The organism is Streptomyces musisoli, from assembly GCF_016741855.1.
GTDB lineage: Bacteria > Actinomycetota > Actinomycetes > Streptomycetales > Streptomycetaceae > Streptomyces > Streptomyces musisoli.
Window position 1 is genome coordinate 416,972 of record NZ_JAERRH010000004.1, and the last position, 21,432, is coordinate 438,403.

The following is a 21,432-nucleotide window of genomic DNA, read 5'->3' on the forward strand; positions in this document are numbered from 1 at the left end:
ATTCGCACACTGTCCGCAACAATGCTCTTGGACGGGCCGGAGTTCGAGTTCAGACGCTGTTTGCCTCGAATCGATAACGGCTTCGCGAGAGGGTTTTTTGCGACATCTACGCGCGTTACGATGCCGCGAAGCCGACGCCGAAGGGGCGTCTCGGCTGGAGCGCTGACAAGGTGCTCCCATCAAGCGCCGACATGGCGCTCAGGTCAGGTGAAGGAGCCTTCCCGTGCGCCGGGTAGCCAAGCTTTCTGCTGCGTGTATCGCGACCGCAGCTCTCGCCGTGACTGCCACTGCATGTGGCAGCACGTCCTCCGACAACAACGAGTCCTCGTCCTCCTCGGGCGGCGGCAAGGGTGTCAAGATCGGTCTCGCCTTCGACGTCGGCGGCCGTGGTGACCGTTCCTTCAACGACTCCGCCGCGCGCGGTGCCGACAAGGCCAAGAAGGAGTTCGGCGGCGAGATCAAGGAGCTGACCGCGAAGACCTCGGACACCGAGGCCGACCGCGAGCAGCGCCTGTCGGACCTGGCCGAGGCCGGCTACAACCCCGTCGTCGGTGTCGGCTACGCGTACGCCGCCTCCATGACCAAGGTCGCCGCGAAGTACCCGAAGACCAGCTTCGGCATCGTCGACTCCGTCGTGGACGGCAAGAACGTCGACAGCATCACCTTCACCGAGGAGCAGGGCTCCTACCTGGCCGGCGTCGCCGCCGCGCTGAAGAGCAAGTCGAAGCACGTCGGCTTCATCGGCGGTGTCGACGTCCCGCTGATCAAGAAGTTCGAGGCGGGTTACGTCCAGGGCGTCAAGGACACCAACCCGAAGATCAAGGTCGACACGCAGTACCTGTCCCACGGCTCGGACACCTCCGGCTTCGCCAGCCCCGACAAGGGCAAGGAGGCGGCGCAGGGCATGCTCGACAACGGCGCCGACGTCATCTACACGGCGGCCGGCTCCTCCGGCAACGGCGCGATCGAGGCCGTCGCGGGCAAGAAGGGCGCCTGGGCCATCGGCGTGGACTCGGACCAGTACAACATCCCGGGTCTGTCCAAGTACAAGAGCGCGATCCTGACCTCGATGGTCAAGAACGTCGACGTCGGTGTCTACGACTTCGTCAAGTCGGTGCACGACGGCAAGCCGCTGACCGGCACCAACAGCTACTCGCTGGCCAAGGACGGCGTCTCGCTGGCCACCAGCGGCGGCTTCATCGACGACGTCCAGGCCAAGCTGGACGCGGCGAAGAAGAAGATCACCGACGGTTCGATCAAGGTCAAGACCACCCCGTGACCTGACGGGTCCCCGTCGGACCCAGGCTCGGCGCGGGGGCGCCTTCGGGACCCCCTCGCCGAGCCATAACAATGTGTCAACTCTACGCGTGTAGCATGGAGTTGCCGCGCTAGCGTCGCCGACGCCTGCCACCTCCCCTAAGCAGCCCCTTTCCCCGAGGAGAGTGCGCCATCAACGCGTCCAGCCCTCCCGCTGCCGTCGAACTGCGCGGCATCACCAAGCGTTTCCCCGGCGTCGTCGCCAACCGCGACATCGACATCACGGTCCGCGCGGGCACCGTCCATGCCCTGTGCGGCGAGAACGGCGCCGGCAAGTCCACCCTGATGAAGATCCTCTACGGCATGCAGCAGCCGGACGAGGGCACCATCACGGTGGGCGGCGAGCAGGTCGTCCTGCACAACCCCGGCGACGCCATCGCCCGCGGCATCGGCATGGTGCACCAGCACTTCATGCTCGCCGACAACCTCACCGTGCTGGAGAACGTCGTCCTCGGCGCGGAGAAGCTGCACGGCATCGGAGGCAAGGCCCGCGCCCGGATCAAGGAGATCTCGGACGCGTACAGCCTGAACGTCCGGCCCGACGTCCTCGTGGAGGAGCTGGGCGTCGCCGACCGCCAGCGCGTGGAGATCCTCAAGGTCCTCTACCGCGGCGCCAAGACCCTCATCCTCGACGAGCCGACCGCCGTCCTCGTGCCGCAGGAGGTCGACGCGCTCTTCGACAACCTGCGCGAGCTGAAGGCCGAGGGCCTCACCGTCATCTTCATCTCCCACAAGCTGGGCGAGGTGCTGTCGGTCGCCGACGAGATCACCGTGATCCGGCGCGGCACCACCGTCGGCACCGTCGAGCCGCGGGGTACCACCCCCAAGCAGCTCGCCGAGCTGATGGTCGGCAGCGAGCTGCCCACCCCGGAGACCGAGGAGTCCACCGTCACGGACGTCCCGATGCTGAAGCTGGACGGCCTGCACCTGACGCAGACCGACCTCGACGGCGTCGAGCGGATCATCCTGGACGAGATCTCCTTCACCATCCACAAGGGCGAGGTCCTCGGCATCGCCGGTGTGGAGGGCAACGGCCAGTCCGAGCTGGTCGAAGCGATCATGGGCATGCGTCACCCCGACGCCGGCGTCATCACGCTGGACGGCGACGACATGTCCCGAGTCGCCACCCGCGACCGCCGCGAGGCCGGCATCGGCTACATCCCCGAGGACCGCCACCGCCACGGCCTGCTCCTGGAAGCACCGCTGTGGGAGAACCGCATCCTCGGCCACGTCTCCGAGAAGCCCAACTCGCGCGGCGGACTGCTCGACATCAAGGCGGCCCGCGCCGACACCGAGCGGATCGTCCAGGCCTACGACGTGCGCACGCCCGGCATCGACGTCACCGCGGCCTCGCTGTCCGGCGGCAACCAGCAGAAGCTGATCGTCGGCCGCGAGATGAGCCACAACCCCAAGCTGCTCATCGCCGCCCACCCCACCCGCGGTGTGGACGTCGGCGCCCAGGCGGCCATCTGGGACTACATCCGCGAGGCCCGCCGCGAGGGCCTGGCCGTACTGCTGATCTCCGCCGACCTGGACGAGCTGATCGGGCTCTCCGACACCCTGCGGGTGATGTACCGCGGCCGCCTGGTCGCCGACGCCGACCCCGCCACCATCACCCCCGAAGAGCTGGGCTCCGCCATGACGGGTGCGGCCACCGGCCACCTGGAGCACACAGAGGACGACGAGCGATGAAGAAGCTGACCTCACGGATCGACAAGGAGCGGCTGCTCCTCGGCATCGCCGCGCCGCTGCTCGCGGTCGTCGCCGCGCTCGTCGTCACCGCCCTGGTGATCCTCGCGACCGGCAAGAACCCCGGCGCCGCCTTCAGTGACATGACGACCTACGGCTTCGCCAGCGACAGCCAGGTCTACATCCTGAACAAGGCGACGACGTACTACCTCGCGGGTGTCGCGGTGGCCATCGGCTTCCGCATGAACCTGTTCAACATCGGTGTGGACGGCCAGTACCGGCTCGCCGCGTTCATGGCCGCCGTCCTCGGCGGCGCGCTGACCGTGCCCGGCTGGATCGCCATCCCGCTGATCATCCTCTGCGCCATGGCGACCGGCGCCCTGTGGGCGGCCATCGCCGGTGTCCTCAAGGTGACCCGGGGCGTCAGCGAGGTCATCGCGACCATCATGCTGAACTCGATCGCCACCGCGATCATCGGCTACCTGCTCCAGCCGGACCGGCTGGGCGAACTCCAGCAGGGCGGCACCCTCGTCTCCACCAAGCCGCTGCCGTCGTCCTCGCACTTCTTCAACATCGACACCGGCCCGGCCGGCGTGCTGGACGGCTTCATCATCGTCGCCGTGGTCGTCGGCCTCGCGTACTGGTTCGTGCTCGGCCGCACCCGGTTCGGCTTCGACCTGCGCACGGTCGGCCAGTCCGAGAGCGCCGCCTCCGCGAGCGGTGTGTCGGTGAAGAAGATGATCGCCACCAGCATGATCATCTCTGGCGCGGTGGCCGGTCTGATCGGCATGCCCACGCTGCTGAACGAGAGCCACCAGTACGACAACAGCTTCCCCGCCGGCATCGGCTTCACCGGTATCGCCATCGCGCTGCTCGGCCGCAACAACCCGATCGGCATCGCGCTCGGCGCCCTGCTCTGGGGCTTCCTGGAGCGCACCACCAACCACCTGGAGTTTGAGGGCTACGACAAGGAGATCCTCGGCGTCATCCAGGGCGTCATCGTCCTGTGCGTCGTGATCGCCTACGAGGTCGTCCGCCGCTACGGCCTCAAGCGCCAGCAGCAGAAGGTCGGCGCCGAACTCGCCGCGCAGGCCGCCGCCCCGACGAACAAGCAGGAGGTGGCGTGATGACTGCCACGATGACCGACGCGCCGCCGCCCGCGGCGCCCAAGGCGGCGGGCGCGCCCCAGCGCTCGGGCCGTTCCCTCGGCCAGATCCTCATGATCGTCGCCGGTGCCCTGCTGCTCGTGGCCGCCGTGCGCATGATCACCGGCTCCGACCAGCTCGACTCCTCCGGACAGGTCGCCGCCGCGCTCGGCCTCGCCGTACCGATCGGCCTCGCCGGACTCGCCGGCCTGTGGTCCGAGCGGGCCGGTGTGGTCAACATCGGCCTCGAGGGCATGATGATCCTCGGCACCTTCGGCGCCGGCTGGATCGGCTGGCAGACCAGCCCCTGGCTCGGCCTGCTGTGCGGCATCGGCTTCGGTGTCCTCGGCGGCCTGGTGCACGCCGTCGCCACGATCACCTTCGGCGTCGACCACATCGTCTCCGGTGTCGCCGTCAACCTGCTCGCGCTCGGCGCCACCCAGTACCTCGCCAAGCTGTTCTTCGCCGACGGCAAGGCGTCGGAGGCGGGCGGCAACCCCAAGCAGTCCCCGCCGGCGGACTCGCTGCCCGACGTCACCGTCCCCGGCCTCTCGGACGCCCTCGCGTCGCTCGAGAAGCACCACTGGTTCCTGGTCTCCGACCTCGCCGGCATCATCGGCGGTCTGATCACCAACCTGTCCGTGGTGACGATCCTGGCCGTGCTGCTCTTCGTCGGCAGCTGGTGGCTGCTGTGGCGCACCCCGTTCGGGCTGCGACTGCGCTCCTGCGGTGAGAACCCGATCGCCGCGGAGTCGCTCGGCGTCAACGTCTACCGGTACAAGTACGTGGCCGTGGCCGTCTCCGGCGGTCTCGCCGGCCTCGGCGGCGCGTTCCTCGCGCTGGTCACCTCGCACACCTACCTGGAGGGCCAGACCGGAGGCCGCGGCTACATCGGTCTCGCCGCCATGATCTTCGGCAACTGGCGTCCCGGCGGTCTCGCGATGGGCGCGGGCCTGTTCGGTTACTCCGACGCGCTCCAGCTGCGCAACGGCGGCGTCACCGTCCACGCCCTGCTGCTCCTGCTGGTCGTCCTGCTCGCGCTCCTGGCGGGCTGGAAGCTGTACAAGAAGGCACACTGGCAGGGCGGGATCAGCCTCATGACGGCCGCGCTGGTGCTGGTCTGGTACCTGTTCACCGACGAGGTCCCGAGCGACTTCGTGGGCGCCACGCCGTACGTCGTGACGCTGCTCGTGCTGTCGCTGTCCGCGCAGCGCCTGCGGATGCCCAAGGCGGACGGCATGCGGTACCGGAAGGGCCAGGGCAAGTGACCACGGAAGCGGCCGCCTTCGACTGGGAGGCACTGCGCGCCGAGGCGCGCGAGGCCATGTCCCACGCCTACGCCCCCTACTCGGGCTACCCGGTGGGCGTGGCGGCCCTGGTCGACGACGGCCGTACCGTCACCGGCTGCAACGTGGAGAACGCCTCCTACGGGCTCGGCCTGTGCGCCGAGTGCGGCCTGGTCTCGCAGCTCCAGCGCACGGGCGGTGGCCGCCTGACGCACTTCAGCTGTGTGGACGGCGAGGGCGCCCTGCTGGTGCCCTGCGGCCGCTGCCGCCAGCTGCTGTACGAGTTCGGCGGCCCGGACCTGCTCCTGGACACCCCGGCGGGCGTCCTCCCGCTCTCCGAGATGCTGCCCCAGGCCTTCGGCCCGGACCATCTCACCAAGTAACTCCCGTACGGCCCCCCTGATCCGCTCAGGGGGGCCGTACACCTTCGCACCTCCCGGAAGGAAGCCACCAGCCATGGCCATGGACGCCATCTCCGTCATCCGCACCAAGCGGGACCGCGGCGAGCTGACCGACGAGCAGATCGACTGGGTCATCGACGCGTACACCCGCGGCGAGGTCGCCGACTACCAGATGGCCGCGCTCAACATGGCCATCCTGCTCAACGGCATGAACCGTGGCGAGATCGCCCGCTGGACCGCGGCCATGATCTCCTCCGGCGAGCGCATGGACTTCTCCTCGCTGACCCGCCCGACGGCCGACAAGCACTCCACCGGCGGTGTCGGCGACAAGATCACCCTCCCGCTCGCTCCCCTGGTCGCGGCCTGCGGCGCGGCCGTCCCGCAGCTCTCCGGCCGGGGCCTCGGCCACACCGGCGGCACCCTGGACAAGCTGGAGTCGATCCCCGGCTGGCGCGCCCTGCTCTCCAACGAGGAGATGCTGCACGTCCTCGACACCACGGGCGCGGTGATCTGCGCGGCGGGCGACGGCCTGGCCCCCGCCGACAAGAAGCTGTACGCCCTGCGTGACGTCACCGGCACGGTGGAGGCCATTCCGCTGATCGCCTCGTCGATCATGTCGAAGAAGATCGCCGAGGGCACCGGCTCCCTGGTGCTGGACGTGAAGGTGGGCTCGGGCGCCTTCATGAAGACGATCGAGGACGCCCGCGAGCTGGCGTCCACGATGGTCGGCCTCGGCACGGACCACGGGGTGAAGACGGTCGCCCTGCTCACCGACATGTCCACCCCGCTCGGCCTCACCGCGGGCAACGCCCTGGAGGTCCGCGAGTCGGTGGAGGTCCTGGCCGGCGGCGGCCCGGCGGACGTCGTGGAGCTGACGGTCGCCCTGGCCCGCGAGATGCTCGACGCGGCCGGCGTCAAGGACGCGGACCCCGCCAAGGCGCTGGCCGACGGCTCGGCGATGGACGTCTGGCGCCGCATGATCGCGGCCCAGGGCGGCGACCCGGACGCGGAGCTGCCCACGTCGAAGGAGCAGCACGTCGTCAAGGCGTCGTCCTCCGGTGTCCTGACCCGCCTGGACGCCTATGACATCGGCATCGCCGCCTGGCGCCTGGGCGCCGGCCGCGCCCGCAAGGAGGACCCGGTGCAGGCGGCGGCGGGCGTCGAGATGCACGCCAAGCCGGGCGACACGGTGACCGAGGGCCAGCCGCTCCTCACCCTGCACACCGACACGCCCGAGCGCTTCGACTACGCGCTGGAGGCCGTCGAGGGCTCGTACGACATCGCGGCCCCCGGCACGGACTTCCAGGCCACGCCGGTCGTGCTGGAACGTATCGCCTGACCTGCGGAAACCTCTTTCGGGTGAACAGGACCGGTGGACCTCCACCGGTCCCGTTCGGCATGCTGGGATCGGTGACGCACCGAATAGGAGACCGCCGTGAGCGCACTCACCGTCAGCCAGGATCCCGACCAGAACTGGGACGACCTCGTCCGGTACTGGGAGGAGATGGAATGGCCCGAGGGCAGCAAGGTGGAGATCATCGAGGGGATCATCACCGTGTCTCCTGCCCCCGCGTCCCGCCACAACGTGATCGCGGAACGCATCCAGCGTCGCCTCTACTCCGTGATTCCCGAGGAGCTGGGGATCTTCCAGACACTGGCCATCGCCGTGCCGTCTCGTCTCGGGATGCTCATCCCCGACCTGCTGGTGGCGCCCGTGCGGGAATGTGCGGAGGCCGACTCCCACATCCCCGCCGCCCTCGCCGAACTCGTCGTCGAGGTGACCTCAAAGTCCAATGCGGGCCACGACCGGGTCAGCAAGCCCGCCGCCTACGCCGGCGCCGGCATTCCGCTCTACCTCCTGGTCGACCGCTGGGCACCCGGTGGCCCCACCGCGACCCTCTACGGCGAGCCGAAGGGTGACGTCTACCGCGTCCTCAGCGCGGTGAAGTTCGGCGACCCCATCGTGCTGCCCGAGCCGTTCGGGATCACCCTCGAAACCGGCGAGTTCCCCGTCGACTGAACCCGGCCTCAGCCCAGCACCGCCGCCACTCCCACCAGCACCGGGACCGAGACCACCGTCGAGAGCAGGACCGACTCGCGGGCCAGGGACTCGGCCACCCGGTAGCGGCTCGCGTAGGTGAAGAGGTTCTGGGCGCCCGGGAGGGCCGCGGTCACCACCACGTCCAGCAGCGTGGCCCCGTGCAGGCCGAAGACCTCCCGCGCCAGCAGCCAGGCCACCAGCGGCTGGCCCCAGGACTTCAGCGCGACGGACAGCAGGACCGGCAGCCGGTCCGCGCCCCGGCCGGGAACCGGTTTGCCGTGCAGGGACATGCCGAAGGCCAGCAGCGCCGCCGGGACGGACATCGCGCCCATCAGGGCGAGCGGGTTCATGACCGGGCCGGGAAGCCGCCAGCCCGCCGCCGACACCACGGCACCGGACAGGGAACCGACCGCTATCGGGTTCCGCAGCGGTGTCAGCAGCATCCGTCCCACCGAGCCCCTCCCGCCGCCTCGGGACAGGTCCAGGACCGTGAGGGCGGCCGGCGTGACCAGCACGACCTGGAAGAGCAGCACCGGCGCCACCAGGGACGCGTCACCCAGGACGTACGCGGCGATCGGGATGCCGAGGTTGCCCGAGTTGACGTACCCGGAGCACAGCGCGCCGATCGTCGTACGGCCCACCCCCCAGCGCCGCAGCACGCCGACCGTCACGAAGACCCCGGCGACGGCGGCCGTACTGAGCGCCGTCACCAGCAGCCGGGCGGAGAACAGCACCGACAGGTCGGCGCGCGCGAGGGTCGTGAAGAGGAGCGCCGGGCCGGCCACCGTGAACGCCAGCCGGGTCAGCACCTCACCGCCCTGCCCCCCGAGCGTCCCACGGCGCCCGAGGACATAGCCCACCCCGATGACAACCGCGATCACCGCGAACCCGCTCAGCACCCCCGTCACAGGGCCCACCCTCCGCGGACGAGGGGGAACCGGTCAATGTGATCTGTGGCGATGAGTTCCGCCCGCCCCGCGGGTCTACCCGGACGTGGATGCCAAGAAGCCCGCCGTGCTCGTGCTGCCCGGCCCCGTCCGCCCGGACGAGGTGGCCGGGTGGTGCGCCGATGTGCGGGCACTGCTGAAGGATGGCGGGACCGGGGTGGTCGTGTGTGACGTGGGCGGACTCGGGCCGCCGGGGCTGGCCGTCGTGGACCTGCTGGCCCGGCTGGAGCTGACCGCCCGCCGGGCCGGCGGGCGGATACGGCTGCGGGACGCCGATCCCGCGCTACACGCCCTTCTCGGCCTCGTCGGTCTCCGCTTCCAGGTGGAGGGGCAGGTCGAAGAGCGGGAACCAGCGCTTGGTGTCGAGGAAGCAGTGGAAACCGGTGATCCGGCCGTCTGAGATCTCCAGGATCTGCACCGCCCAGGGGCTGAACCCGCCGTTCTCCGGGTCCGGCTTGTAGTGCGCGAAGCCCGGCAGGCCGTTCGCCCGGACCGGCAGCAGCCGGGAGCCGGCGCACGAGGCGCCGAGGGTGGTCATGAAGCCGGTGATGTCGGCGGTGCCGCGCAGCCACAGGTCGAACGGCGGCATCGTCATGATGGCGTCCTCGTGCAGCAGCGCCGTCAGCGCCGTCATGTCATAGCCCTCGAACGCCTTCACATAGCGCTCCAGGAGCCGCTGCTGCTCCTCGTCCAGCGGGTCGGACACCGCGCCGTCGGGGCTCGCGTCCGCGCGCTCGGCGAGCGTGGCGCGGGCCCGCTGAAGCGCGCTGTTCACCGACGCGACCGTGGTGCCCAGCAGCTCGGCCACCTCGCTCGCCTTCCAGGCGAGCACCTCGCGCAGGATCAGCACCGCCCGCTGCTTGGGCGGCAGCTGCTGGAGCGCCGCCATGAAGGCGAGCCGGACGGACTCCTTCGCGACTGCGGCCTCCGCGGGGTCGTCGACCGTCGGCAGCACGCGCGCGTCCGGCATCGGCTCCAGCCAGGTGTTGTCCGGGCGCGGCGAGAGCGCCGCCTGGGCGAGCGGGGTCGCGTCGGTCAGGTCCACGGGGCGCGCCCGCTTGTTGCCCGCCGCGAGCATGTCCAGGCAGACGTTCGTCGCGATCCGGTACAGCCACGAGCGCAGTGAGGAGCGGCCCTCGAACCTGTCGTAGCTCCGCCAGGCCCGCACCAGGGTGTCCTGCACCGCGTCCTCGGCCTCGAAGGAGGAGCCGAGCATGCGGTAGCAGTACCCCGTCAGCTCCGTCCGGTGCTTCTCCAGTGCGACGTCCAGGTCCGCCGTCGCCGTGCCGTTGCCCATCGTCCACCCACCCCTGTGGCCGTTCCTGTGGCGCGCCTTCGCGCCCCAGCACCTTGGAAGCTACCGCAGGGCACTGACAATGGCCCCCGGAGTTGGGAAACGTGCAGGTGAGAGACGGTACTTGCGCCGACTCGGGCGGTGCGGGCCGCGGGCGGCCGCGGTGCCGCGCTCCCGGAGGGGCGGGTCAGCGTGCGTCGGCCACGAGGGGCCGGCGGGCAGCCGCCCGGGCGGCCCGGGAGCCGAGGACGGTGATGGTGACGACGCCGAGGACGGCGAGGAGGCCGATGGCGACCGTGCCGGCCCAGCCGTCCGCGTGGAAGGCCATCGCGCCGACCGTGCTGCCGGCACTGGAGCCGATGTAGTACGCGGACTGGTACAGCGCCGCGGCCTGCGCACGGCCGTGGACGGCCGTCTTGCTGACCGCCGAGGAGGCGACCGCGTGCCCGGCGAAGAAACCCGCCGTGATCAGCACCAGGCCCAGCAGGACCAGCGGGAGGGACGCGGCCAGGGAGAGGAGCAGGCCCGCCGCCGTCGTACCGCCCGCCAGGTACAGCGCGCCCCGGCGGCCGAGCCGGCCCACCAGCCGGCCCGCGGTGGACGCGGAGACCGTACCCACCAGGTAGACCAGGAAGATCGAGCCCACGATGCCCTGCGGCAGCCCGAACGGCTGCTCCGTCAGCCGGTAGCCGATCGCCGTGTAGACACCGCCGAACACCGTCATGAACAGTGCGCCGATCGCGTACAGGCGGCGCAGCAGCGGGTCGGCGAGGTGGGCGCGGACCGTGCCGAGCAGCACGCGCGGGCGCAGCGAGCCCGCCGTGAAGTGCCTCGGGGCCGGCAGCAGCAGCCGGAAGGCCACCGCGCAGCCGACCGCGAGCACGCCGATCACGCCGACCGAGACCCGCCAGCCCCATTCCTGGGCGACCCAGCCGGTGATCACCCGGCCGCTCATCCCGCCGACGCTGTTGCCCGCCACGAACAGCCCGATCGCCGTGACCAGCGCCTTCGGCCGGACCTCCTCGGCCAGGTACGCCGTCGCCGAGGCCGGCAGGCCGGCCAGCGCCGCGCCCTGCACCCCGCGCAGCACCACCAGCGCGCCGATCGACGGCGCGAAGGGCACCAGCATGCCGACCGCGACGGCGACGGCGAGCGAGGCCGTCATCACCGTACGGCGGCCGTAGCGCTCCGACAGGGCGCTCATGGGCAGCACGAACAGGGCCAGTCCGCCGGTCGCGGCCGCCACGGTCCAGCTCGCCTCGCCGGCCGCGACGCCGAACTCCCCGGAGATCAGCGGGAGCAGGGCCTGGGTGGAGTACAGCAGGGCGAAGGTCGCGACCCCGGCGAGGAAGAGGGCGAGGCTCATCCGGCGGTAGCCGGGGCCGCCCGGGGTCAGCCGGGAGTCGGAGTCGGGGACAGAGACGGAAGGAACGGCGTCCACGCTGGTGGACGCCCCGGTACTGGCGGGAGACATGCTTCGACCGTAGGTACGGCCGCACTCATCCGTCCAATGCATGGAATCGCCATAATCGTTCCCATGGCGCATCAGCAGAGGTCACAGGGGCGACTGTCACCGTCCGGTGACACACAAGACATGGGCGAGCTGACGCGGCTGCTCGCGCCCCGCCTCGCCTACTTCGCAGGCGTCGCCCGGACCGAGCACGTCACCCGGGCCGCGCAGGAGATGAACGTCCCCCAGTCCACGCTCTCCCGGGCGATGGCCCGCCTGGAGCAGGACCTGGGTGTCGACCTGTTCGCCCGGCACGGCCGCACGGTCTCCCTGACCACGGCCGGCCGCACCTTCCTCGCCTCCGTCGAGCGGGCCCTCGCCGAGATCGGGCGCGCCGCCGAGGAGGTCCGCGCGGACGCCGACCCGGCCACCGGCAAGGTCGCCTTCGGCTTCCTGCACACGATGGGCGCCGAGACCGTACCAGGCCTGCTGCACGCCTTCCGGGCCGATCACCCGCGGGTCCGCTTCAGCCTGGTCCAGAACTACGGCGAGGCGATGCTGGAACGGCTCCGGGCGGGCGAGCTGGACCTCTGTCTCACCTCGCCCGTACCCGACGCGCCCGATCTGGTCGCCCGCCGGCTGGACGAGCAGAAGCTGCGCCTGGTCGTCCCCGCCGACCACCGCCTGGCCGCCCGCCGCCGCATCCGGCTGGCCGAGGCGGCCGAGGAAATCTTCGTCACCCTGGAGCCCGGCTACGGCCTGCGCCGCATCTTCGACGCCCTGTGCCGCGAGGCCGGCTTCCGCCCCCGGGTCGCCTTCGAGGGCGAGGAGGCGGAGACGCTGAGGGGCCTGGTGGCGGCGGGCCTGGGGGTCGCCCTCCTGCCGCCGCCGACGGTCGCGCGGCCGGGCGTGGTGGAGCTGACGGTCACGGCGCCCCGGGCGGTCCGCGAGATCGGCGTCGCCTGGCTGGCCGACCGGCCGGACACACCTCCGGTGGCCGCGTTCAAGAAGTTCCTGCTGTCGAGGAGGGGGAGTCTCCTTCCCTGAAGGGGTGCGGAGCCGCGCGACGAGCCACCACGCACCCGCGGCCGGCCCGGCCTCTACCGCTTCAGAGACTTGCCGAACCCCGCGGCCAACGGCATCCGCAGACCGATCGGCGGCGGCGCCGCCAGCGCGTCCTCCACCGGCCGCGACACCGGACACCCGAACAGCGCGCCCATCACGAAGTCGGAGGTCAGGCAGAGCACTTCGTCACGGTGGCCGTGCAGAGCGTGGCCGTCGGAGTGCACTTCGAACCGGCACACCTCCCGGTTCACCTTCTTCGCCCGCGCCGCGAACCGGAACGACAGCTCGGGATCGGTCCGTCCGTCGTTCGTGCCGTGCGCGATCAGCACCCGGCGCCCGACCAGCTGCTTCACCGGCTCGACGGCCGCGGCGACGTCCTCCTCGGGCAGCCAGGGGGCCAGTGCCACAACGGAGTTGACCGCCTCGTGGCCGCCCGTCCGCAGTGCCGCGCGCCCGCCCATGTCCACCCCGACCAGGCACACGGGTACGTCCCCGTACCGTCGTACGACCTCGTCGGCGGCCCACTCGGCGTCCGCCGCCAGATGTGCCTCGCTGCCGTTCCAGCCGCGGTAGCGGTAGAGGACGGGGTGGACGGCCAGCCCCTCGGCGCGGCCCGCGCGGGAGAGCGCGCGGCCCAGGGAGCGGACGAGGGCCGCCGCCCAGACGGGGGAGGGCCGGCGGGCGGATGCCTCCTCCCCGCCGGGGAGCAGCAGCACCACTCCGCTCACCGACGTCGGCTCCGGGCCGACTGCCTTTCCCAGCCTGGCCGTTCGGACCGGCGTCGCTTGCTGTCCCATGACAGAACAGTTTCAGAAGGCGGGGTGCACGAAACCAGTCCGGGGGGTCACCTTTGCGTATCGGCGGAAAAGTGCCCGGAATCAGCTGCCGCGCATACCGGGACCTCTACGCGCGTAGGCGCTAGAGTGCGGAAATGACGAGCCAGACTGCACCGACGGGGGCCGTCCCGGCGCCCGTGCCGGCACATGTTCCGACGCCGGACCAGATCCGCCGGGCGCCCAAGGTACTGCTGCACGATCACCTCGACGGCGGACTCCGCCCGGGGACCGTCGTCGAACTCGCCCGGGAGACCGGGTACGCCGAACTTCCCGATGCCGACCCGGACAAACTGGGGATCTGGTTCCAGGAGGCGGCCGACTCCGGCTCGCTGGAACGGTATCTGGAGACCTTCCGGCACACCGTCGGCGTGATGCAGACCCGGGAGGCCCTGATCCGGGTCGCCCGGGAGTGCGCCGAGGACCTCGCCGAGGACGGGGTCGTCTACGCCGAGGTGCGGTACGCGCCCGAGCAGCACCTCGAGGCCGGCCTGACCCTGGAGACGGTGGTCGAGGCCGTCAACGAGGGGTTCCGGCAGGGCGAGCGGCTGGCCCGGGAGAACGGCCGGCGGATCCGGGTCGGCGCCCTGCTGACCGCCATGCGGCACGCGGCCCGTTCCCTGGAGATCGCCGAACTCGCCAACCGCTACCGGGACTCGGGCGTGGTCGGCTTCGACATCGCCGGGGCCGAGGCCGGCTACCCGCCCACCCGCCACCTCGACGCCTTCGAGTACCTCAAGCGGGAGAACAACCACTTCACCATCCACGCCGGCGAGGCCTTCGGGCTGCCGTCCATCTGGCAGGCGCTCCAGTGGTGCGGCGCCGACCGGCTCGGGCACGGGGTGCGGATCATCGACGACATCGAGGTCCGGGAGGACGGCTCGGTCAGGCTCGGCCGGCTCGCCTCCTACGTGCGGGACAAGCGGATCCCGCTGGAGCTGTGCCCCAGCTCCAACCTCCAGACCGGCGCCGCGCCCTCCTACGCCGAGCACCCGATCGGTCTGCTGCGCCGCCTGCACTTCCGGGCCACGGTGAACACCGACAACCGGCTGATGTCGCACACCAGCATGAGCCGGGAATTCGAGCACCTCGTCGACGCATTCGGTTATACGCTCGACGACCTGCAGTGGTTCTCCGTCAATGCGATGAAATCAGCGTTCATTCCTTTCGATGAACGGCTTGCGATGATCAATGACGTGATCAAGCCCGGATATGCCGAGCTGAAGTCCGAATGGCTGTTCCGGCAGACCGCGTCTACCAGCGGTTCCGGCGGTCCGGAGGCATAGTCGCCGGACATCGGCCGGAACGGAATGCGAACGCGCTTTCACAAGGCGTCCGCATTTCGGTGTTTGCGGCGGGTGGCCCGGCATGTTTACGGTCGTGGACCGCTCAGATCGTTTGTGATCACCCGTCTCCGCATGCAAGGACGCATTCACCATGAAGCAGTCTGCCAAGACCCTGGGTGTCGCCGCCCTCGGTGCCGCCATCGCCGCCGTCGGCGCGGGCGCGGCCAACGCCGCCCCGGCCGTCCCGAACGCCACGCAGGCCCTGGACACCGTCACCAGGACGCTGCCGGCCGAGAACGTCGGCAAGGCGGTGCCGGGTGCCACCGAGGCGCTCACGCAGGGGCAGGGTGCCGTGGGTGCCGGGCTGGCCGCCGCCCAGCCCGCCGTGCAGAAGGTCCTCGCCGAGGGGCCGACCGCGCCGGTCGCCGGGCTGCTCGGCGGACTGCCCCTGCAGAAGACGGGTCTGCCCACGCACGGAGTGCCGGTGAACGGGATCCCGCTCGGCTGACACCGCCTGCCGCACGACGCCGCTGGGGCGCCCCGGAACCGTCCGGGAGCGCCCCAGTGTCATATCCGCCCCCGTCCCGCGCGCCCGCGCCCGCGCTCACCAGGCGGTACGGGCCTTGTCCTCGGACGGCAGCAGCAGCCACAGCGCTATGTAGACCAGGAACTGCGGGCCGGGCAGCAGGCAGGAGGCCAGGAAGATCACCCGCATCGTCGTGGCCGAGGTGCCGAAGCGCCGGGCCAGCGCGGCGCAGACTCCGCCGATCATGCGGCCGTGGGTGGGGCGGGCGAGGGCGGTCATCTCGGTTCCTCCGTGGTCGTCGACTCGCTCCCGAGTCGGTGGCGGGCCCCTGGGCGGGGCCCCTCAACTGACATCCACGGTACGGAGACGAAGGGGACGAAGCATCGCTCTACGGGGCGATACCGACCCTGGGAATCGTCGGGGTACGCCCCTGAGACAGCTCCTCCTGGACGGTGACCGCCTGCCCGGCCGCGCCGGGATCCTCCGCGGCCCGCCGCCGCAGCCAGGCCCGGCCCGCCGGTACGACGGCCAGGTGGGCCAGGACGACACCCGCCGTGTTCAGCAGCAGCGAGTCGACGTCCACGACCCGGCCCGGCACGCCGGTCTGCAACAGGGCGATGCCCAGGGAGATCAGGGCGCCCGCCGCGGCCGTACGGATCAGCGACGCGAGCGGGGAGACGGCGAGTCTGCCGTGTGCCGCCGGCAGCAGCACGCCCAGCGGCGCGAGCAGCGCGAGACCCTCGCCGAGGGGTCTGACGGCCCCCGGCCAGCCCAGGGCCAGATCGGCCCGGATGCCGGCCAGCGGGCGCAGGTTCGGGGGCATCACCCAGGGGACGTCCAGGGGGCGCAGCATCAGCCAGGCGACGAGGGCGACGTGCGCGACGAGGAGGACACCCCCTGTCACACGGATGCGGATCGCGGCGTTGCCGCCGATGGAGCCTTGACGCTGCACGACCCCCTAGACGCAGGGGCGGGCGTGATTGGTTCCGCGACGGAAACGTTTTGGCGTGAGTACGTCGTAACGGGGCGGAGCGAGGACCGACGTGCCGGGGCGGGGCGGGGGCCTACGTGCCGGGGCGAGGCGGGGAAGGGGTGTCGGGGCGGGGCAGGCCGCTCACCGCGCGGGCGGGGTGCCGCCGCGCCCACCCGTGCCGCCCCAGCGGCACGACTGCCCGCGGCTGGGTGCGTCCCTGGGCCGGCCGGTCACCTCGGGCGGGGTGCCGCCGCGCCCGCCCGTGCCGCCCCAGCGGCACGACTGCCCGCGGCTGGGACCTTCGACTGTCCGCAGGCTGGGTACGGCCCGCAGCCGAACGCCCGCCGCAGCGCCGGTGCTGTGAGGCGGACGGCGCCGCGGTTTCCCAAGGGGCGCGGGGAACTGCGCGACCGGCCCCCACCGGCCCGCGGTCGGACGCCGGGTCTGCAGCCCGCCGGACGCTTCGGCGCCCCCGCTCCGTGGCTGCCCGCTAGCCCGTCACCTCGGTGGACGGCGGGTGCGTGGTGCCGGGGCGGTCTCGGACGTCGTCCGTGCACTCGTAACGCCGCACCGGACCCGACCGCGGGCCGCCCAGGATGACCGAGCCGTCGTCCTCCGTCGCCGCCGAGTCGGACAGCGTGCACACCAGCTGGGCCAGGGCGTAGGAGGTGAGACGCGTGGGAGGCGTGCTCAGGCGCAGCGTGTCCTCGGGATCCTTCGGGCCGGGCCCGCTCACACCGAGGCCGCCCGGCACGTACGTCGTGTAGCCCGCGGACCGCTCCGCGGCCGACGGCGACGTGGCGAGCTGGTCCAGCAGCCCCTGCGCCACGATCACCCGGCGCCGGGCGTCCGGGGTGCCCTCCGGGACCCGCACGGTGCGGTCCACGGCCACCAGGGACGCCCCGCACAGCAGGAAGACCTGCACGGGCACCCCGCGCGAGGACTGCGTGGACAGATCGGGCCCGGCCAGCGAGCACGGCACCCGGGACGGCGCCGCCCCGAAGTCGGTCGGCACCTCCGTGGCCCGGATGCCGCAGCCCGTGAGCAGCGCGCCCAGGAGGGGCAGCGCCAGCAGGCGTCGTACGGTCATGACCCCTCCTTTCCCGAACCGTTGCGGCCGGACTGGCCGTTCTCCGCGCCCCCGCCGTCCTCCTCGGTCAGCCGTGAGGCGTCCCGCGGCAGCCGGAGCGTGAAGACCGCCCCGCCCTCCGGGGAGTTGGCGGCGGTGATCTCGCCACCGTGGATGTGGGCGTTCTCCAGGGCGATGGAGAGCCCGAGCCCGCTGCCCTCGGAGCGCGGCCGGGAGGCGCTGGCCTTGTAGAAGCGGTCGAAGACGTGCGGAAGGACGTCCTCCGGGATGCCGGGCCCGTGGTCGCGGACCTGGATCTCCATCGTCTCGCCCGCCTCCCGTACCGACACCCGCACCGGCGAGCCGCCGTGCTTGAGCGCGTTGCCGATCAGGTTGGCGAGGATGACGTCCAGGCGGCGCGGGTCGATGCGGGCGTGGATGCCGCGCTCGGCGTCCAGGTCGACCGCGTCCAGCCAGGCGCGGGCGTCGATGCAGGCGGTGATCTGGTCGGCGATGTCGACGTCGTCCAGCACCAGCCGGGCGGTGCCCGCGTCGAAGCGGGTGACCTCCATCAGGTTCTCGACCAGGTCGTTCAGCCGCCGGGTCTCGCTGACCACGAGCCGGACGGCGGGCTCGATCATCGGGTCCATGCTCCCGGTCTCCGCCTCCAGCTCCTCCTCCAGCACCTCCGTGACGGCGGTGATGGCGGTGAGCGGTGTGCGCAGCTCGTGGGACATGTCGGCGACGAACCGGCGGGACGCCTCGTCCCGCGCGGCCATCTCCGCGACCCGCTGCTCCAGCGCCTCGGCCGCATTGTTGAACGTCCGCGACAGGTCGGCGAGTTCGTCGGTGCCGGACACCCGCAGCCGGGTGTCCAGCTTGCCCTCGCCGAGCCGGTTGGCGGCCACACCGAGCCGGTGCACCGGCTTCAGCACGGTCGTGGCGGCGGCCTGCGCGAGCAGCGCGGCACCGATCAGCGCGAGCCCCGTGGCGATGCCCAGCGACCAGGCCAGCGAGTTGAGGTCCTTGGCCTCCGGCTCCAGGGACTTCGCCATGTAGCCGGTCGGCCCGCCGCCGATGACGCGCGTACCGGCCACCAGGAACGGCGTGCCGTTGTCCGTGACCCGCTGCCAGTACAGGTGGTACGGCTCCTTGTTGGCGTCCGTCACCTGCTGCCGCTTGGCCACGGCCGTGCGCAGCGACTCGGGCACGTCCTCCAGCGCGAAGCCGTTGATGCCGCCCGAGTTGCCGTACACCGTGTTGCCGTCGGCGTCCTGGGCGACCAGGAGCACGCTGAACCGCTGGCTGCTGGCGGCCATCTGGCCCGCCGCGCGCTGAAGCTGGTCCTGGCTCGGGTGCGCGGGCAGCGCGCCCGCTCGGTTCTGCATCTCCTGCCGGAAGTCGCGCAGCACCGCGTCCTGGGCGCGGGTGAGGACCGCCTCCCGGTTGAGCCAGTAGGCGATGCCCGACGCCGACACCGCGGCGGTGAGCGCGACCAGGCCGAAGACCAGCACCAGGCGCAGCCTCAGGCTGGTGAACCTGAGCCGCGACAGACTTCCCTTGCGCCCCGCGGCCCAGCCGCGCAGCCCCCCTTGCGTATCGGTCACTGAGGGGCGTCCAGGCGGTAGCCGACACCACGGACGGTACGGATCAGCGTCGGGGACGACGGCACGTCCTCGACCTTGGCGCGCAGCCGCTGCACACACGCGTCGACCAGGCGTGAGTCACCCAGGTAGTCGTGCTCCCACACCAGGCGGAGCAGCTGCTGCCGGGACAGCGCCTGACCGGGCCGCCGGCTCAGCTCCAGCAGCAGCCTGAGTTCGGTCGGGGTCAGCTGGAGGTCCTCGCCGTTCTTCGTGACGGTCATCGCCGAGCGGTCGATGACGAGGTTGCCGAAGGCCGCCGAGTCGCTGGACTCGCGCTCTCCGCGCCGCAGCACGGCCCGGATCCGGGCGTCCAGCACCCGCCCCTGCACCGGCTTGACGACGTAGTCGTCGGCCCCCGACTCCAGCCCGACCACGACGTCGATGTCGTCACTGCGGGCGGTCAGCAGGATGATCGGCAGCTGGTCGGTGCGCCGGATGCGCCGGCACACCTCGAAGCCGTCGATGCCGGGCAGCATCACGTCCAGCACGATCAGGTCCGGCCGCTGCTCGCGCAGCAGCTTCAGACCGTCCTCGCCGCTGGCAGCGGTGGCCACCCGGTGTCCCTGGCGCGTCAGTGAGAGCTCCAGGGCCGTGCGGATGGCGTCGTCGTCCTCGATCAGCAACAGGGAAGGCACGGGCTCATTCTGGCCCATGGACGGGGTGTCGTACGACCTGCCGGCACGATGCCTTCCCTAGTGCCACCACCTGTGCGCAGTGTGTGACAGCCCTGGGAGGGACCCCTGTGACAGGTCTGTGACAGTCGGCGGACACGGCGATGAAGTCACCCCGGCAGTCTTTTGGTCACGGGCCGGACGGCGATCCGGAACCGGCCCGGCAACACCGAATCACCGGAAGTCCACGACGGGGAGCGCGAGATGAAAACGCTGCACGGCATCAGCACCAGCGCAGTGGTCACGCGTCTGCACGACGTGCACCGGGGATCCGAGAAGTCCGGTGCCGTGAGCGGGCGGGGGTGCGCTCGCGGCACCGGGCGTCAGCACCCGGCCTACATGTCGGTGGTTGACGCTCACACGGGGGAGACGCACGGGGGAGCCGCGTACGGGGAGGAATCGGGGGAGCGTCGTTCGCTGAGCGAGGCGGAGTTCACCGCCTACGTCCAGGAGCGCCGCGCCTCCCTGTACGCCACCGCCTACCACCTGACCGGTGACCGCTTCGAGGCCGAGGACCTGCTCCAGAGCGCGCTGTTCTCGACGTACAAGGCGTGGGACCGGATCAGCGACAAGGCGGCGGTCGGCGGATACCTGCGCCGCACCATGACGAACCTGCACATCAGCGCCTGGCGGCGCCGCAAGCTCAACGAGTACCCGACCGAGGAACTGCCGGAGACGCCCGGCGAGACGGACGCGATGCGCGGCACCGAGCTGCGCGCGGTCCTGTGGCAGGCGCTGGCCCGGCTGCCCGAACTCCAGCGCACCATGCTGGTCCTGCGCTACTACGAGGGCCGCACGGACCCGGAGATCGCGGAGATCCTCGGCATCAGTGTCGGCACGGTGAAGTCCAGCATCTGGCGGTCGCTCCGCCGGCTGCGCGAGGACGAGGTCCTCAGCTTCGGCCGTGACGAGGAGGACGCCTTCGGCGAGCTGGTCGCCTGAGGGCCGGAGGTCACCGGGGGGTGGCCTGAGGTAGGGAACACGGGGGAGAACGCGGGCCGCTGGGGGGCGGCCCACGGGGGAGCAAGAGGAACGGGACTGGTGGGCCGGGGGGTCCGGCCAGTCCCGTTTTGCATGTCCCGGTCCCGTCGCGCGGGTCCGTCAGGAGCGGCGCCGCTCGCGCGGACGCGGCCGCCCGCCGGCGGGGTTCCTCAGTTGACGGTCGCGGTGTCCTTCGCGGCCGGGTTCCGTCCCGCTGCCGCGAGCCGGCCGAGCGCCTCGTCCCGGTCGCACGGATGTGCGCCGAGGGACACCTGGCGGGAGATGATCGACCGCTCCGTGCGCATCAGCCGCCAGCCGCGGCGCAGCAGGAACGGCACCGATTTGCGGCCCTCCTTCAGATCCCGCAGGAAGCGCCGCCGGAAGGTGGTGACCGGTCCGCGGGTCAGGCACAGCGCGTCCGCGAGCAGCCCCAGTTCCCGGCAGCGCCCGACGATCTCGGCGGCGAAGATGCCCTCCGCGATGAACAGCGGCGCACGGCCGATGCGGAGCGTCTCCTCGCCGGTACGGGCGCTCAGCGAGAGGTCGTACACCGGCACCGGCGTCGACCCCGTCGCGCACAGCCGGGCGATGGCCTCGACCGCGACGTCCGCGTCCCACGACTCGGGGTGGTCCCAGTCGATGTCCGAACTCCCCGCCACCAGCGGCAGAGTCGGGTCGTCACTCTCCTTGTAGAAGTCGTCCAGGCGCAGCACGGGAAGCCCGGAGCGGGCGGCGACGAGTGACTTACCCGAGCCCGAGGGGCCGCACAGCAGCACGACGCGGGCGGGGAACGGGGGATGAATGCTCACGGA

22 protein-coding genes are annotated in these 21,432 nt (G+C 71.6%); 12 read left to right on the plus strand and 10 right to left on the minus strand.

The window, feature by feature from the left end; translation table 11 throughout:
• The first annotated feature begins 223 nt into the window (after positions 1–223).
• From JK361_RS14505 to JK361_RS14535, 7 genes are all read left to right on the plus strand, one after another.
• Positions 224–1,279 carry a BMP family lipoprotein gene (locus tag JK361_RS14505; protein WP_201817149.1) on the plus strand — a complete coding sequence of 352 codons (1,056 nt, stop codon included), beginning with the start codon at positions 224–226 and terminating at the stop codon, positions 1,277–1,279.
• 203 nt (positions 1,280–1,482) lie between these two features.
• Positions 1,483–3,009, plus strand: a complete 1,527-nt coding sequence (locus JK361_RS14510; RefSeq protein ID WP_236053014.1) for an ABC transporter ATP-binding protein — start codon at positions 1,483–1,485, stop codon at positions 3,007–3,009.
• Complete coding sequence (locus tag JK361_RS14515; RefSeq protein WP_201817152.1) at positions 3,006–4,133, plus strand: ABC transporter permease; 1,128 nt, start codon at positions 3,006–3,008, stop codon at positions 4,131–4,133. Before JK361_RS14510 ends, JK361_RS14515 begins: the two co-directional genes overlap by 4 nt.
• A complete protein-coding gene (locus JK361_RS14520) occupies positions 4,133–5,419 on the plus strand; it encodes an ABC transporter permease (protein WP_201817154.1) in 1,287 nt (428 codons plus the stop codon). Before JK361_RS14515 ends, JK361_RS14520 begins: the two co-directional genes overlap by 1 nt.
• On the plus strand, positions 5,416–5,820 hold the full coding sequence (locus JK361_RS14525) for a cytidine deaminase (RefSeq protein WP_201817158.1): 405 nt from the start codon (positions 5,416–5,418) through the stop codon (positions 5,818–5,820). The genes JK361_RS14520 and JK361_RS14525 overlap by 4 nt, the downstream gene beginning before the upstream one ends.
• Before the next feature lie 73 nt (positions 5,821–5,893).
• Positions 5,894–7,177, plus strand: coding sequence for a thymidine phosphorylase (locus JK361_RS14530; RefSeq protein WP_201817160.1), 1,284 nt, complete (start codon positions 5,894–5,896; stop codon positions 7,175–7,177).
• A gap of 96 nt (positions 7,178–7,273) precedes the next feature.
• Positions 7,274–7,858: a Uma2 family endonuclease gene (locus JK361_RS14535; RefSeq protein ID WP_201817163.1), complete on the plus strand. Its 585-nt coding sequence runs from the start codon at positions 7,274–7,276 to the stop codon at positions 7,856–7,858.
• Positions 7,859–7,866: 8 nt separating this feature from the next.
• On the opposite strand, the gene JK361_RS14540 is transcribed toward JK361_RS14535, so the two are convergent.
• Positions 7,867–8,787 carry an AEC family transporter gene (locus JK361_RS14540; RefSeq protein WP_201817166.1) on the minus strand — a complete coding sequence of 307 codons (921 nt, stop codon included), beginning with the start codon at positions 8,785–8,787 and terminating at the stop codon, positions 7,867–7,869.
• A gap of 142 nt (positions 8,788–8,929) precedes the next feature.
• Here JK361_RS14540 and JK361_RS14545 point away from each other — a divergent pair, with 142 nt between their 5' ends.
• Positions 8,930–9,226, plus strand: coding sequence for an STAS domain-containing protein (locus tag JK361_RS14545; protein WP_502961504.1), 297 nt, complete (start codon positions 8,930–8,932; stop codon positions 9,224–9,226).
• Here the strand turns inward: JK361_RS14545 and JK361_RS14550 are convergent.
• Entirely contained in the window at positions 9,110–10,123 is a 1,014-nt protein-coding gene (locus JK361_RS14550) for a sigma-70 family RNA polymerase sigma factor (protein ID WP_201817171.1), read from the minus strand. The two genes, JK361_RS14545 and JK361_RS14550, sit on opposite strands and share 117 nt — an antisense overlap.
• 184 nt (positions 10,124–10,307) lie before the next feature.
• A complete protein-coding gene (locus JK361_RS14555; protein WP_201817173.1) occupies positions 10,308–11,594 on the minus strand; it encodes an MFS transporter in 1,287 nt (428 codons plus the stop codon).
• Positions 11,595–11,657: 63 nt separating this feature from the next.
• Here JK361_RS14555 and JK361_RS14560 point away from each other — a divergent pair, with 63 nt between their 5' ends.
• Complete coding sequence (locus JK361_RS14560; protein WP_201817174.1) at positions 11,658–12,617, plus strand: LysR family transcriptional regulator; 960 nt, start codon at positions 11,658–11,660, stop codon at positions 12,615–12,617.
• A gap of 53 nt (positions 12,618–12,670) precedes the next feature.
• On the opposite strand, the gene JK361_RS14565 is transcribed toward JK361_RS14560, so the two are convergent.
• Entirely contained in the window at positions 12,671–13,432 is a 762-nt protein-coding gene (locus JK361_RS14565; protein ID WP_201817175.1) for a dienelactone hydrolase family protein, read from the minus strand.
• Between the two features lie 134 nt (positions 13,433–13,566).
• Here JK361_RS14565 and JK361_RS14570 point away from each other — a divergent pair, with 134 nt between their 5' ends.
• Positions 13,567–14,754, plus strand: a complete 1,188-nt coding sequence (locus tag JK361_RS14570; protein ID WP_201817177.1) for an adenosine deaminase — start codon at positions 13,567–13,569, stop codon at positions 14,752–14,754.
• 151 nt (positions 14,755–14,905) lie between these two features.
• Positions 14,906–15,262, plus strand: a complete 357-nt coding sequence (locus tag JK361_RS14575; RefSeq protein ID WP_201817179.1) for an ATP-binding protein — start codon at positions 14,906–14,908, stop codon at positions 15,260–15,262.
• Positions 15,263–15,358: 96 nt separating this feature from the next.
• Here JK361_RS14575 and JK361_RS14580 read toward each other — a convergent pair whose 3' ends face one another.
• The 5 genes from JK361_RS14580 to afsQ1 form a co-directional block, all read right to left on the minus strand.
• A complete protein-coding gene (locus tag JK361_RS14580; RefSeq protein ID WP_201817180.1) occupies positions 15,359–15,559 on the minus strand; it encodes a PspC domain-containing protein in 201 nt (66 codons plus the stop codon).
• Between the two features lie 109 nt (positions 15,560–15,668).
• Positions 15,669–16,232 (minus strand): VanZ family protein, encoded by a 564-nt coding sequence (locus JK361_RS14585; protein WP_201817183.1) that lies wholly within the window; start codon positions 16,230–16,232, stop codon positions 15,669–15,671.
• 511 nt (positions 16,233–16,743) lie between these two features.
• Positions 16,744–17,343 (minus strand): hypothetical protein, encoded by a 600-nt coding sequence (locus JK361_RS14590; RefSeq protein WP_201817185.1) that lies wholly within the window; start codon positions 17,341–17,343, stop codon positions 16,744–16,746.
• A complete protein-coding gene (locus tag JK361_RS14595; RefSeq protein WP_201817187.1) occupies positions 17,340–18,929 on the minus strand; it encodes an ATP-binding protein in 1,590 nt (529 codons plus the stop codon). The genes JK361_RS14590 and JK361_RS14595 overlap by 4 nt, the downstream gene beginning before the upstream one ends.
• Complete coding sequence (gene afsQ1, locus JK361_RS14600; RefSeq protein WP_189888718.1) at positions 18,926–19,603, minus strand: two-component system response regulator AfsQ1; 678 nt, start codon at positions 19,601–19,603, stop codon at positions 18,926–18,928. Before afsQ1 ends, JK361_RS14595 begins: the two co-directional genes overlap by 4 nt.
• A 240-nt stretch (positions 19,604–19,843) precedes the next feature.
• Here afsQ1 and JK361_RS14605 point away from each other — a divergent pair, with 240 nt between their 5' ends.
• The gene (locus JK361_RS14605; protein ID WP_201817189.1) at positions 19,844–20,581 is read left to right on the plus strand and encodes a SigE family RNA polymerase sigma factor; all 738 of its coding nucleotides are present in this window, start codon (positions 19,844–19,846) and stop codon (positions 20,579–20,581) included.
• 209 nt (positions 20,582–20,790) lie between these two features.
• On the opposite strand, the gene JK361_RS14610 is transcribed toward JK361_RS14605, so the two are convergent.
• Positions 20,791–21,429, minus strand: a complete 639-nt coding sequence (locus JK361_RS14610; RefSeq protein WP_251094664.1) for a uridine kinase family protein — start codon at positions 21,427–21,429, stop codon at positions 20,791–20,793.
• Positions 21,430–21,432: the final 3 nt, after the last annotated feature.